Source organism: Pleomorphochaeta sp., assembly GCF_050031695.1.
Lineage (GTDB): Bacteria > Spirochaetota > Spirochaetia > Sphaerochaetales > Sphaerochaetaceae > Pleomorphochaeta.
On record NZ_JBNAIC010000005.1, the window covers coordinates 17424 to 31465 of the forward strand.

Consider the following 14042-nt stretch of genomic DNA (forward strand, 5'->3'; position numbering starts at 1 on the left):
TATAGATCTTTACAGATACTAGGGTGAGTGCTAAGCTGCTATTTATGGACTATAATTCTAATTTACTTTTAAAAGCTACTGAATATGGACTAATTAATAAAGAAAAGGAAGCTAAATTAAGCTTTTCTCCTCAACTTGTAATCAATGACTATGATAAAGGCTTAAAAGTTTTAACGCAAATTAATAAAGAACTAAACGCATGTTGCAGTTTTTGCTTTTCAGTTGCATTTATAACTTACAGTGGTGTTAACATATTACTAGAGACTTTTAAAAATTTAGAAGAAAAAGGCATAGAAGGGAAAATATTAACTTCTAATTACTTAAACTTTTCAGAACCGAAAGCATTACAAAGATTGAGTGAATTCAAAAATCTAAAAATAAAAATCTATGACAAAAGCTCTTTCCATATTAAAGGTTATTTATTTGAACATTCTAACTATTTATCTATACTAATAGGAAGTTCTAATATAACACAACAAGCGCTTCTTTCTAACAAGGAGTGGAATTTAAAGATATCTGGTGAAGAAAATGGAGCATTATTATCTAATACAATATCAGAATTCAATAGAATTTGGGATGAAGGCACACCGTTAACTAAAAAATGGTTAGAAAAGTACGAAAACAACTATTATAAAACTAAAAAATTACGTAATGAAGTTACTAGCTTTAATATAAAAACTCTTTCCCTAAAGCCTAATGCAATGCAAATAAATGCAGTAAAAGCGCTCACAAAAATTAGAGAAAAAGGAGAAAATAAAGCTATTTTAGTTTCTGCAACTGGAACAGGTAAAACATATCTTTCGGCCTATGATGTAAAAAATTTCAAACCAAAAAAACTCCTTTTTTTAGCACATCGTGAACAATTATTGATACAAGCTGAAGAAAGTTTTAAAACAGTTCTAGGACCTGAAATAAATACAGGATTTTTATCAGGGAAATTTAAAGATTATAAAAGCAAATATTTATTTTCTACGATGAATATGATGGCAAAAGACTTAATTTATAAAAAATTTAGACCTGATGAATTTGATTATATTATAATTGATGAAGCACATAGATCTGCATCAAATAGCTATCAAAAGATAATTAATTATTTTAAACCTAAGTTCCTATTTGGAATGACTGCAACTCCAAGTAGAACAGATGCTAAGGATATTCTTCCAATATTTGATAGAAATATTGCTCTTCGTATCGATTTAAAACAAGCAATGGAATATGACCTATTATGTCCTTTTCACTATTTTGGTATATCAGAAATTAAAATTAACGGTGAAATAGTAAATGACAATACATCAATAAATAAATTAAGTTGTGACGAAAGAGTAAAAAATATCATAGAGAAAATAAATTTCTATGGGTATTCTGGAAACAGAGCTAAAGGATTAATTTTTTGTAAAAATGTAGAAGAGGCAAAAATTCTTTCTATAAAGTTTAATAATCTTGGTTATAGAACAATAGCCCTTTGTGCTGAAAACTCTATAAATGAAAGAGAAGAAGCAATAGAAAGATTAGAAATGGATGAAAAAACTGAGAATTCTCTTGATTATATATTTAGCGTTGATGTATTTAATGAAGGCGTAGATATACCAAGTATAAATCAAATAATATTATTAAGACCAACTGAATCTGCTGTTATTTTTGTACAACAGCTTGGTAGAGGATTAAGAAAATATAACGATAAAGAATTCTTAGTTGTATTAGACTTTATCGGGAACTATGAAAAAAACTATTGCATACCTATGGCATTAACATCCGATAAATCTTTTAATAGAGAAATAATAAGAAAAACTGTTAGCGATGGCTCTTCATTTTTAGCAGGGTGTTCAACTATAGAGTTTGATCAAGTTTCAAAGCATCAAATATATAATGCTATTGATAATAGTAAATTAAGTGCAAAGCGTAATATAAAAGAAGAATACTCCTTTTTAAAAAGTGAATTATCACATATCCCATCTTTTTTTGAGTTTAATAAATTTGCAGAAGTATCTTTTGATTTAGTAATCGATAATTATGAATCCTATTACCAATTAATTAAAGAATGTGAGAAAAACAACACACCATATGATTTAAATAGGGATGAACTATATGCTTTAAATTATTTAACAAAAAAAATAGCAAAGGGAAAAGATATTGAAACCATAAATCTACTAGATTCAATAATAAACACAAGCCCTAATATAATTAATGAAACAATAGTAAACTATAATACTAAAAACAACCAAGTTGCTATAAAAGTATTGGCACATGAATATAATACAGTTCTTAAGACAAAAAATAGCTTAATTAAACATGAAGCTTGTAAATTAATTCAAATTGACGATAAAAAGATAATCCCGACCAAAAATCTAATATCTTACTTAAAAAATCCTACATTTTTACAATGTAGTAATGAAATAATTAATTATGCTAAAGAGCAAAATAAAACATATTTTAGTAAAAAATATAAAGATACAAAGCTAACTCTTTTCCAAAAATATTCTTATGAAGAAGTTTGTAAATTCTTAAATTGGGAAAAAGACCAATCTGCAGTAATGAATGGATATATGTTTGACAAAAAAACTAATACACTCCCTGTCTTTATCAATTATGAAAAAGAAGATTCTGCTATCAATTATCAAGATAAATTTATTTCTAAAAGTTTAATAGTTGCAATCTCAAAAAAAAATAGGACTAAATACAGTAAAGATTGGAATTATATTTACAACTCCAAAGCCAATAAAACTAAAATCTATTTATTTGTAAGAAAAAATAAAGCAACAAACAATTCTAAAGACTTTTATTTTTTAGGAGAAATAACTCCTATTGGTGAATCAAGTGATTTACTTATAGATAATCTTCCCGCATTTCAAATAAATTATAAACTAGAAACCCCTGTTAGAGACGATATCTATGAGTATTTTACTACAGCTGAATAGAGCTTATAATATTTTTCACTATAGGTATATCAGCTGGAGCCCAATCCAAAGTTGATAGCTTATCAGTATCTAGCCACCTATCCTCCACATGCTCATTTCTGATTAATTTACCATCAACAATAGAACACAAATAACTATGCATTGTTACGAAGAATGATTCATATTGATGTTCAACACTCATAAAATATTTATTTACTTTGATTGTAGCATTCAATTCTTCTTTAATTTCTCGAATCAAAGCATCCTGTGGGTCTTCATTTTTCTCAACTTTTCCACCAGGAAATTCCCATTTTAGTGCTACTTCGCCTTTATTAGCTCTTCTTGCACAATATATCTTTTTATCTTTAATTATTATTGCTGCTACTACTTCAATTTTCTTCATTTTGAATCCTCAATGTTGATAATAATACATTATACTAAGAAAGATCAATTTATAAAACTATATATATTTATCTATGAATTTTGTTGCTAAAACAATAGCTATAAATTAAAATAAATGCATGTATTCAATTATAATCGTAGATGACGAATCAAGAATTAGAGACACAATTAAAAACATAATTCCATGGAATGAATATGGTTTTGAAATAATTGGTGTTGCTGAAAATGGATTAGATGCTTTAACATTATTAGAAGAGAATTCTGTCGATGTAGTAATTACCGATATTAAAATGCCATACATGGATGGAATAGAATTAATAAAAGAAATACGCAAGAATAATCCAACAACTAATGTAGTAATTTTATCAGGCCATGATGAATTCTCATATGCCCAAACTGCAATAAAACTAAATGTAACTGAATATGTTCTCAAACCTGTTTCTAAAAATGATATTATTGAATTATTAAAGAAAATTAAAGCTAACTTAGATACAGAAATAGCTAGAAAAACAGACAAAGAAAGATTAATGAAATTATATAATAATCTAATTCCAGCAATGAAAGAAAAGATTATTAATGAACTTTATCTCGGAAACCTTAATTCTGTAAAAACACAAATAAAAGAATATGAATTACCATATGATAATGATTATTTTATGACATGTATAATTGAACCTGAAAAAAAAGGCAATAATGAATTAAATTTATTAACCATCCAAGACATAATTAATACTAATTTCACGAAAAACCCAAATATAATAAAATCAATATTAAACAATACCATGGTATTAACCTTCTACTACAAAAATAAGGGTAAAGAAGATATAGAGAGGCCATTGTTTAAGAAAAGAACTTTAAAACACATAGAAGAAATAAATCAATTTATTCAATTTTATACAAAGAATAAATGTAATATAGGAATAAGTAATATTACTGAAGATATAGAAAACTTAAGCCTTTCATATAAGCAATGTATTAATGCACTAAATTATAAAATATATTATAAAGATCAAAATATATTTTATATTGAAGACTTAGAGCCTATAAATTCAATAGAAGTAACAGATAATATTCAAGATAAATATATTGAAGATATTTTAACATTAATAAAACTAGGAAATAAAATTGAAATAGAAAAAGCTATAGATAATTTATATAGTAAAGAAGCTACATTAAATCCTCTAGATATTGAAACTATAAATTTAAAGGTAATTTCTTCATTAACAAATTTAGCACTAAGCTATAATTTAGTACTATCTAAATATTCTTCATTAATCAAAAAGATATCAGAAATAAATACAGTCAATGAAACTTTATCTAAAATAAAAGAATTAGCAAATAAACTAAATAGTGAAATTCAAGAAAAAAGAGAATCAAGTAATATCAAATTTGTAGAAGATGCAAAAAGACTAATCGAAAAAAACTATAAAGATAAAAATTTTAATCAAGATATAATTTGCGATATTTTAGGTGTAAGTAATGCCTATTTTAGTAGCACTTTTAAAAAAGAGACAAACACACCGTTTACTAAAGCATTAACTATAACAAGAATAAATCAAGCAAAAAAGCTAATTAATCAAGGTTCGTTTAAATCATACCAGATTGCTGAGGAAGTTGGGTTTTCTGATTCCAATTATTTCTCCTTTTGCTTTAAAAAAATAACAGGAGATTCTCCATCTGCATATAAACAGAAAATGAAAAAATAATATGAAACAAAAAGAATCATCAATTAATAATATATTTTCTAGAATCCTAATACTATTTACAATAATAGTTGTAACAGTCGTCACAGTTACAATTACTTTTCAATTTTATAAATCTACAAAAAACAACATTGAAATAAATACAACACAAACGGTTTCTCAATCAAATATAAGTATAAGTTCTTTTATAACAGATGTTATGCAAATCGGTGATTATTCACATGACTATTTTTCAAATATGAAAACTTTTGATAAAGAAAGTATAGAATTAAAGCTAAATACAATTATAGATTCAAGAAACGATATAGTAACAATTAATTTTTTTAAATCAGATGGATCAATAATTGCAGGAACAACAACTCAAAACTTAAGAGATAAAAATGAAATTAGTAATCAAAAATGGTTTATAAAAGCATTAAATGGGAATGGCGATTATTATTTCTCATCCTCTCATGTTCAAAGATTAGCTACTCTAAGATATCCTTGGGTTATTAGTTATAGTAAAAGTTTTAATTATACAGACGAAAAAGGTGTTGAAAAACTTGGAATAATGCTGATAGATTTCAGTTATTCAAAATTAAAAGAAGTAATGAGCTCAGCTACAATTGGTAAAACAGGTTATGTATTCATTATTGATCAAGATAATAAAATAGTATTCCATCCAAAACAAACTTTAATAAACTTTGGCCAATTTGAAGAAAATACAAATGATATTAAAAAAGAGATCTATGGAACATATTATTCTAATGAAGGGACTATTTCAAAATTAAAAGTAATACAAACTATTGACTATACTAGATGGAGAATAGTAGGTGTTGCTTTCCCAAATGAACTTTTATTAGAAAGTTTTAACTCCTTTACGATTGCAATAATAATCATATTAGCTGCAAGTATTTTTATTACAATACTTATAGCTAAAATAGTATCAAACTATATCACAAGCCCTATAAGAATACTTGAAAAGCAAATGGAAAGTATACACAAAGAAACTTTCTCTCCTCATGTTATTAATAGAGCTTCTTCAGAAGTAAAATCTTTATCAAAATCTTTTGTTGATATGTCCATCCGTATGAAGTCATTAATGGAAAGAATAATTGAAGAACAAGAATTAAAAAGAAAAAGTGAGCTTGATGCTTTACAAGCTAAAATTAACCCACACTTTTTATATAATACCCTTGATTCAGTAATTTGGTTAGCAGAACAAGGTGATGATGAAGGTGTTATAACATTGGTAACAGCTTTAGCAAGACTATTTAGAATTTCTATTTCAAAAGGACATGAAGTTATAACACTAGAAGAAGAATTAGAACATTGTAAGAATTATTTAGTTATTCAAAAAATGCGATATGTTGATAAATTTGTTTTTTCTATCGATATAGAAGAGGATATAAAACAATGTCAAACAATTAAATTAATTACACAACCTATAGTAGAAAATAGTATTTATCATGGAATTAAATATTTAATGGATCCTGGAATAATAGAGATAAAAGCTAAAAAATTTGGATCTGATAAAATCAAAATTATTATTAAAGACAATGGAAATGGGATGAGTGAAGAAGTTCGACAATCACTTCTTACTACTAATAAAACTCAACATATAAAAGATGGGAATGGTATTGGAGTTTATAATGTTAATATGAGATTAAAACTCGCATATGGAAAAGAATATGGTTTAAATATTGAATCAGAAATAGAAGAAGGCACTACAGTAATTATTACAATTCCTCTTTTAGAAAAAATAAAGCCAATAACACCAACAAAAGGAAATTAATTATGAATAAAAAAATGACTATAACATTACTACTATTAATTATATTATCAACCTTTATTTATATATCTAATAATATTCTTTTTGGTGATAACGATGAGAAACAATACAAAATAGCTTTTATCAGAATGAAAGAAGGTGGTCAATTTTGGAGTTCTATGAGAAATGGAGCTAGAGAAGCTAGAACAGATACCAAAACCTCAGTAGAATTCTTTTCAACAATTAGTGCAGGTGATATTAACGACCAAACAGAATTTGTAGAAAATGCAATCGAAAAAAAAGTTGATGCTATTGTAATTATACCTAGTGATACAAAAGCTCTAGTAGAACCACTTAAACAAGCTAAAGAAAGCGGTATTAAAATTATTCAATTATTTAATGAAATTGATGACGAAGAAAATATTATTGATTTTTCTGTAATGACAGATACTAAAGAAATTGGGATTAAAATTGCTGATAAAATAATTGATAATGCTAATGATAAAAAAGTAAATGTCTTATTAGTTAGCAGAAGCCCTAAAGTAACTTCAAGTAAATACATGGAAGAGAGCATTATGCAAAAATTTAAATCTACAACTAATATTAATTGTAGTTCTCTTTATGCTGGAAGTTCAATTAATTTAATAAGTGAAAGAATAATGAATTATATAAATAATTATCAAGCTCTTGATTACATAATAGCCTTAGATGATGATTCCTCTGAAGGTATTGCCCAATATTTTAATCAAGAAGGAACAAAAAAGAATATTTATTTTTTTGCAACAAGTCACTCATTATCTAATATTCAAAATTTAGAAAAAGACATTATTGACGAATTATTAATAATCAATGGATTTGCAATGGGTTATCAAGGTGTAAATACAGCTTACAATCTATTATCAAGCAATACTATCGATAATCAGAAAATAGATTATAATTTCGTTACAAAAGAAAATATGTTTGATGAAGACATTCAAAATAAACTATTCATTCTATATTAAAAAGCTCTATGAAAATAATATCTTCATAGAGCACATAAGGAGTTATTTATATAATTATTTCTTTTGTACGTATTTTTGAATATCAAATGCAACTGCAGAAACAATAATCATACCTTTAATAATATTTTGCCAATAAGGATTAACCCCAATAAAAGTTAAACCATAGTTAATAATTGTGAAAATTAATACACCAGTAATAACACCACTGACTTTACCAACACCACCGGTTACTGATACACCACCAACAACACAAGATGCGATAGCATCAAGTTCATATCCTACACCATAGTTATTTGTAGCTCCACCAGTTCTTGCAGCTTCTAATACACCACCAAAAGCAATTAATGAATCACAAACTACAAACAAACCAATGATAATACCAGTAATATTAATACCAGAAACAATAGCTGCTTCTTTATTACCACCAACAGCATAAATGTTTTTACCAAAAACAGTTTTATTTAATAGAACCCACATAAATATTATAGCTGCGAGAGCAAATATAACAATTATAGGAATTGGACCTATCGAACCAGAACCTAAGAAAGTAAAATCACTTCTTAATCCACCAATAGGTTGTGAACTATTAGGAGGCATATTAAAATATATTGAGTTAACACCATAAATAATAAGCATAGATCCTAATGTTGCAATAAAAGCTGGAACTTGGAATTTTGCAACAACCACACCATTTAAAACACCCCAAATTGCACCAATTACAACTGCCAATAAAATAGGAACAATAATTGGTAAATTACCCATTTCAGGATAAAAACGTCTAACATAATCTTGTGTTTGTAAAAGGGAAGCTGAAACAACTGCAGACATACCAACAAGTCTTGAAGCACCTAAATCAACACCACCAATTAAAATAACAAGCATCATTCCTAATGCAATAATTATTTTTGTTGAACTTTGCATTAAGATATCTCTTAAAACTCTAAAACTTAAAATTCTTGGATTAATTATTGCAATTACTACAATTAATACAACTAATACAATTAATATAGCTTTATCCATTAAAACAGATTTTATATCGCCTTTAGAAAGGCTATTTTTCTTTGCTAATTTTTCCATTTTCATTTACTCCCTAACCAACATATTTTGTTGCAAGTGTCATTATTTCTTCTTGATTAGTTTCACTACTATTTACTGTGCCTGCAACACGGCCTTCACTCATAACAACAATTCTATCTGTCATACCAATTAATTCTGGCATTTCAGAGCTAATCATAATTACACCTTTTCCTTGTTCTGCTATTTCTTTCATCAAGACATATATTTCATATTTTGCACCAACATCGATTCCTCTTGTTGGTTCATCCAAAATTAAAATATCTGGTTGAGTTAATAACCATCTAGCAAAAAGAACTTTTTGTTGATTACCACCGGAGAGTGATCTAATTAAAGTTTTAGTATTAGGTGTTTTGATTCTTAATTTTTCAATTTGTTTAACACTATCACTTTCCATACCATCATTAGATAATAAACCATTTTTAACATAATCTTTTAAATTGGCAATTAACAAGTTTTCTTTAACAGAAAGTAAAGGGAAAATACCAGTTCTTCTCCTTTCTTCAGTTAATAAAGCCATTCCTTTATTCATTGCATCTCTAGGCTTATTAATAGTTATTTCTTCACCTCTTAAATAAAGGCTACCTGTAGTATGAACTCTCATACCATAGATAGATTCCATAACTTCAGTTCTTTGAGCTCCAACAAGCCCTCCAATACCTAAAATTTCACCTTTCTTTAATGTAAAAGAAACATCTTTAAATGATAAAGGATTAGGAGAAGTATAATTTTCAACTCTTAATAATTCATCACTAATTTTTGGATTTCTTTCAGGGAATCTATTTGTTAAATCTCGACCAACCATTTTCTTGATTATTAAATCTGTTGTTAAATCTTTAGCTTCCCAAGTTCCTACATATTGGCCGTCTCTCATTATTGTAACATCATCTGATATTTGAAGAATCTCTTCCATCTTATGAGAAATATATATTATTGAGACACCCCTATCTCTTAATCCATTTATAATTCCAAATAGATGAGCAACTTCAGTTTCAGTTAATGAAGAACTTGGTTCATCCATAATAATAATTTTCGAATCATAAGAAACAGCTTTTGCAATTTCTACACTTTGAGCATGTGATACAGATAAACTTCTTAATAAATCCGTAGGTTTCATACCAAGATTTAAACTTTTTAATAGAGCTTCTGTATCCTTATACATTTTTTTATGATCTACAAAAGGAGATTTTGCTCCACCAACTTTTGGGAATCTACCAAGCCAAACATTTTCCATTACACTTCTATGAGGATTTGTATGAAGTTCTTGGTGAATCATTGAAATACCAAGATGTAAAGCTTCTTTTGCATCATTTATTTGAACCGGTGAACCATTATAAATAATATTTCCTGAGTCCATTTTATAAAGACCAAATAAACATTTCATTAATGTTGATTTACCAGCACCATTTTCTCCCATGAGAGCATGTACAGTTCCAGGTCTTACTTTTAATGTAACATCGTCAAGCGCTTTTACACCTGGAAAAGTCTTTGTTACATTATTCATTTCTAAAATATAATCCATCTTAGATCCTTTTTATGAAAACAGCTCTAGGAAGGTTTCCCAGCCTAGAGCCTAATTTATCAATTCTATACTCTACATGAAATCTTCGTAGTTATCTGAAGTTACCATTTGATAAGGAACCCAAACATATCTACCATCAGTAATTTCATAACCAATAGAGTCAGCAGTAGGAGTATTACCTTGTGCTAATTCATAAGCGATATTGAAAGTAGCTGTACCTTGGTTAACAGCATCATTTAATACTGTACCTAATAATGTACCTTCTTTTAATGCTTGAAGAGCAGGAGCTGTAGCATCAACACCAACAACTGGCATGAATTTATCGCCTGAGAAATAACCTGCAGCTTTAAGAGCTTCAATTGCACCTAATGCCATATCATCGTTATTAGCGAATACTGCTTCAATTGCATCACCTTTAGAAGTTAAGAAAGCAGCCATTTTTTCTTGACCTTTAACACGGTCCCACATACCTGTATCTTCAGCTAGTTTTTCAACAGCAATTCCATTATCTTCTAAACATTTGATTGAATATTCAGTTCTTAATTCAGCATCTTGGTGGCCAGGTTCACCCTTAATCATTACATATTGTAATACACCATCGCCATTCTTATCTGCTTCTGGATGAGCTTTCCAATAATCAGCAACAATTTGACCACTCATAGTTCCAGATTCTTCAGCTTTAGCACCTACATAATAAACTTTTTCCCATTTTGCCATATCTTCATCAAAAGGTTGTCTATTAAAGAATACTACAGGAATATCAGCAGCTTTTGCTTTTTCAATTTCAACACCAGCAGCAGCTCTATCTACAGGATTTAATGCTAAAGCATCTACACCTTGTGTAATAAATAAGTCTACTTTTTCGTTTTGTGTAGCTTGTACATTCATTGAGTCAACAATGTTAACCTTAGCTTTACCTACAGCAGCATCTGCAAATGCATTACGAGTATTTGTCATAAATGTGTCATCAAATTTATAGATTGCACATCCAATTTCAAGTTCATCACTTCCACTTTCACTTTGACCATTAGCAAACATAGGGCTAACTAAAACAAGAGATAACAATAATCCTATTGTTAATTTTTTCATAAATCTTCCTCCTTTGGAATTCTACTGTAATTATTCTTACATTGTTTATTTAATAAAAACATAGAAAATTTTTAGCACTTTATTAAAATTTTTTAGATTATTAATTATATAACAAATAATTTTAAATAAATATTACATTTTATATATTTCTTTTTAATTGAATTATTAGAATAAAAGTAATACTCTATTGATAATGACTAAAATGAGGAGTTTTTTATGACAAAAAACCATTTTGATAATTTATATTCTAAACTTATTCTAGAACTCGGTCTTCAATTTGAAGAAGGTATGAGTTTAGTAATTAGATGTGCTCCAGATTATTATAATTTTGCTTCAAAAATAGCAATTGATGCTTATAAAAAAGGAGCAGTAAATGTTGAAATAGATTTAGCAGATGCTAAATTAATTAAAGCAAGATGTAAATACCAAGATATTGACCAGATTTCAAAATTACCTAAATATTTAGAAGCTCAAGATAAAGAAAGATCAAACGAAAAATGGGCTTTCTTAGCTATTAGTGATACTGAGAATAATACTGTCTTAAATAAGACAAATAAAGATAAATTAGCAGAATACACTAAAGCTAAATCCGCATTAACTCTTACAGGTAGAGAAGGAAGAATGAATTTCCAAATTCCATGGTGTATTGTATGTTATCCTATGAAAAAATGGGCAAAACAAGTTCTAAATTCTTCAACAGATGATATGAGAGACTTATTAAGTAAAATATTATTACTAGATAAAGATGATCCTGTAAAAGCTTGGCAAGATTTTGACATTGAATTTAGAAAAGGGAATGACTATTTAAATAATCTAAAAATCAAGACCCTTCATTATGTAAGCCCAATTACTGATTTAACAATTTCGCTTAGAAAAGAAGCTATTTGGTTAGGTGGAAGTGATGAATGTAATGGAAAACCATTATTTGTTAACATCCCTACTTTCGAACATTTTAGCGTTCCAGATAAATTATGTGTAAATGGATATGTAACAACTACTAGACCTGTTTCAGTTTTACAAACCTTATGTAATGACATTAGATTTGAATTCAAAGATGGAAAAGTTGTTAAATGTGAAGCTAAAGAAGGCCAAGAAGCATTAGATCAATATTTAAAAAGTGATGAAAATGCTTGCTATTTAGGTGAAGTTGCTTTAGTAGATGAAAGAACTCCTATTGCTCAAAGTGGAGAAGTATTTAATACTATTCTTTATGATGAAAATGCTTCATGCCATATAGCAATTGGAGCAGGTTACCCAGTGTGTCTTAAAACAGAAGAGACTCTAGATTCTAAAGAAAAATTAGAAAGTTATGGATGTAACACTTCAAGAGTTCATACTGATTTTATGATTGGTTCATCTGATTTAAATATTTATGCAACAACTTATGATGATCAAGAAATACAAATTTATAAAAATGGTGAATTTACATTTTAATAAATAATAATTAGATATATTAAAGGCTGTTATTTTGATATTTACCATATCATTTTAAACAGCCTTTATTTATATCAAAAAATAAGAAACCAACGTTAATATAACTAAAATAATTATTACAATCAAAGTAAATCGTTGTTGCTTTTTCTTAATAAGATTTCCAACAGTATTTATATTCTCTTCTAAATCCCTTTTTTCTTCTATTTCTTTAAGTTCTTTTAATCTCTTTTTATCTTGAAGTTCTTTTTTTACTTTAAATTTTTGCTTCTTTTCTTCTATTTCATAATAGCAACTTGAACAAAGAACAAAACCACCACAATCATATAATTTATCATAATAGCTATCACCACAATGCTGACAAATATATAATCTTAATAAATCACCATTTTTTAAAAGTTCACAGACAACTACTTTCTTAACTATATCTTCATCAACTTTTTTCCAATGAATTATTCTATCAAAAGGAGTATGGTGTGGAATTTCTATATTTTTATTTAAGTTTTCACCAACTTCTACAACTCGTTCACTTAAATATCTATCTTGAGTAATTAATAATATATTATGGGTTTTTCCTCTTCTTCTTAATATATTAATTAGATGGTCATCAGCAATACCTTTGCTTCCAGTATCTATTTTTCTCAAAAAACCTTTTTTTGCCAAATCTTGTAATAAATAAGGTCTTACCTTTGCTCGAAGTCTAACTTCAAAATCTTTTTCTTCATTATGAGAAATGCCATACATTTCTTCCATTGTTTTTTCTAATACAACAAGTTTCTTACGCCTACGCCTTAAATGTGGAATAACATTTGCTATAAAAAAGAGAAACCAATCTTCATGAATAATGGGAGCTGTATCTACATATATTTCATCATATCTCTTTATTTCATTATCCAATTCAATACGATTTTCATCAGATCTTATGTAACTATCTAAAACACCATAGTAAGAACAAACTACATCTTTTACTAATAAATATCGCTTTATAAAATAAGGATCTTTTAAATCTATAGAAAATTTAGAACAACATTTTTCAATTTTATAGCTTTCTATATTTATTTCTTTAGATAGTTTATCAATTATATTTTGATTATTTCTTTGATTAGAATTCTTTTTATCCATTTATATCCCTTTATATAACAATATACTATCACTTTACAAAAAAGCAATAATAAA

Annotated in this window: 10 protein-coding genes; 5 read left to right on the forward strand and 5 right to left on the reverse strand. The window is 27.4% G+C overall.

Annotation, left to right across the window (positions count from 1 at the left end; genetic code table 11):
• The first annotated feature begins 44 nt into the window (after window positions 1-44).
• The gene (locus ACPKM0_RS00480; protein WP_472472834.1) at window positions 45-2915 is read left to right on the forward strand and encodes a DEAD/DEAH box helicase; all 2871 of its coding nucleotides are present in this window, start codon (window positions 45-47) and stop codon (window positions 2913-2915) included.
• On the opposite strand, the gene ACPKM0_RS00485 is transcribed toward ACPKM0_RS00480, so the two are convergent.
• The gene (locus ACPKM0_RS00485) at window positions 2902-3297 is read right to left on the reverse strand and encodes a (deoxy)nucleoside triphosphate pyrophosphohydrolase (RefSeq protein WP_472472835.1); all 396 of its coding nucleotides are present in this window, start codon (window positions 3295-3297) and stop codon (window positions 2902-2904) included. The genes ACPKM0_RS00480 and ACPKM0_RS00485 overlap by 14 nt on opposite strands.
• A gap of 118 nt (window positions 3298-3415) precedes the next feature.
• Between ACPKM0_RS00485 and ACPKM0_RS00490 the strand changes: the two genes are divergently transcribed.
• The 3 genes from ACPKM0_RS00490 to ACPKM0_RS00500 are packed head-to-tail and all read left to right on the forward strand — an operon-like array spanning window position 3416 to window position 7750.
• Window positions 3416-5002 carry a response regulator gene (locus ACPKM0_RS00490; protein ID WP_472472836.1) on the forward strand — a complete coding sequence of 529 codons (1587 nt, stop codon included), beginning with the start codon at window positions 3416-3418 and terminating at the stop codon, window positions 5000-5002.
• A 1-nt stretch (window position 5003) separates the two neighbouring features.
• A complete protein-coding gene (locus ACPKM0_RS00495; RefSeq protein ID WP_472472837.1) occupies window positions 5004-6773 on the forward strand; it encodes a sensor histidine kinase in 1770 nt (589 codons plus the stop codon).
• A 2-nt stretch (window positions 6774-6775) separates the two neighbouring features.
• Entirely contained in the window at window positions 6776-7750 is a 975-nt protein-coding gene (locus ACPKM0_RS00500) for a sugar ABC transporter substrate-binding protein (protein ID WP_472472838.1), read from the forward strand.
• Between the two features lie 54 nt (window positions 7751-7804).
• Here the strand turns inward: ACPKM0_RS00500 and mglC are convergent, their stop codons facing one another.
• The 3 genes from mglC to ACPKM0_RS00515 all read right to left on the reverse strand — a co-directional run bounded on the left by mglC (window position 7805) and on the right by ACPKM0_RS00515 (window position 11435).
• Window positions 7805-8827 carry a galactose/methyl galactoside ABC transporter permease MglC gene (mglC, locus tag ACPKM0_RS00505; protein WP_472472839.1) on the reverse strand — a complete coding sequence of 341 codons (1023 nt, stop codon included), beginning with the start codon at window positions 8825-8827 and terminating at the stop codon, window positions 7805-7807.
• Window positions 8828-8840: 13 nt separating this feature from the next.
• Entirely contained in the window at window positions 8841-10346 is a 1506-nt protein-coding gene (locus ACPKM0_RS00510; protein ID WP_472472840.1) for a sugar ABC transporter ATP-binding protein, read from the reverse strand.
• Between the two features lie 72 nt (window positions 10347-10418).
• Window positions 10419-11435, reverse strand: a complete 1017-nt coding sequence (locus ACPKM0_RS00515) for a galactose ABC transporter substrate-binding protein (protein WP_472472841.1) — start codon at window positions 11433-11435, stop codon at window positions 10419-10421.
• Between the two features lie 216 nt (window positions 11436-11651).
• On the opposite strand from ACPKM0_RS00515, the gene ACPKM0_RS00520 reads away from it, so the two are divergent.
• Entirely contained in the window at window positions 11652-12869 is a 1218-nt protein-coding gene (locus ACPKM0_RS00520) for an aminopeptidase (RefSeq protein ID WP_472472842.1), read from the forward strand.
• A gap of 69 nt (window positions 12870-12938) precedes the next feature.
• On the opposite strand, the gene ACPKM0_RS00525 is transcribed toward ACPKM0_RS00520, so the two are convergent.
• Window positions 12939-13988 (reverse strand): PIN domain-containing protein, encoded by a 1050-nt coding sequence (locus ACPKM0_RS00525; protein WP_472472843.1) that lies wholly within the window; start codon window positions 13986-13988, stop codon window positions 12939-12941.
• Between the last annotated feature and the right edge of the window lie 54 nt (window positions 13989-14042).

Bases quoted from the DNA above. Each gene is read 5' to 3' on its own strand.
- ACPKM0_RS00515 (WP_472472841.1), bottom strand. From the start codon at position 11,435: ATGAAAAAATTAACAATAGGATTATTGTTATCTCTTGTTTTAGTTAGC.
- ACPKM0_RS00520 (WP_472472842.1), top strand. From the start codon at position 11,652: ATGACAAAAAACCATTTTGATAATTTATATTCTAAACTTATTCTAGAA.
- ACPKM0_RS00510 (WP_472472840.1), bottom strand. From the start codon at position 10,346: ATGGATTATATTTTAGAAATGAATAATGTAACAAAGACTTTTCCAGGT.
- mglC (WP_472472839.1), bottom strand. From the start codon at position 8,827: ATGGAAAAATTAGCAAAGAAAAATAGCCTTTCTAAAGGCGATATAAAA.
- ACPKM0_RS00480 (WP_472472834.1), top strand. From the start codon at position 45: ATGGACTATAATTCTAATTTACTTTTAAAAGCTACTGAATATGGACTA.
- ACPKM0_RS00490 (WP_472472836.1), top strand. From the start codon at position 3,416: ATGTATTCAATTATAATCGTAGATGACGAATCAAGAATTAGAGACACA.
- ACPKM0_RS00495 (WP_472472837.1), top strand. From the start codon at position 5,004: ATGAAACAAAAAGAATCATCAATTAATAATATATTTTCTAGAATCCTA.
- ACPKM0_RS00500 (WP_472472838.1), top strand. From the start codon at position 6,776: ATGAATAAAAAAATGACTATAACATTACTACTATTAATTATATTATCA.
- ACPKM0_RS00485 (WP_472472835.1), bottom strand. From the start codon at position 3,297: ATGAAGAAAATTGAAGTAGTAGCAGCAATAATAATTAAAGATAAAAAG.
- ACPKM0_RS00525 (WP_472472843.1), bottom strand. From the start codon at position 13,988: ATGGATAAAAAGAATTCTAATCAAAGAAATAATCAAAATATAATTGAT.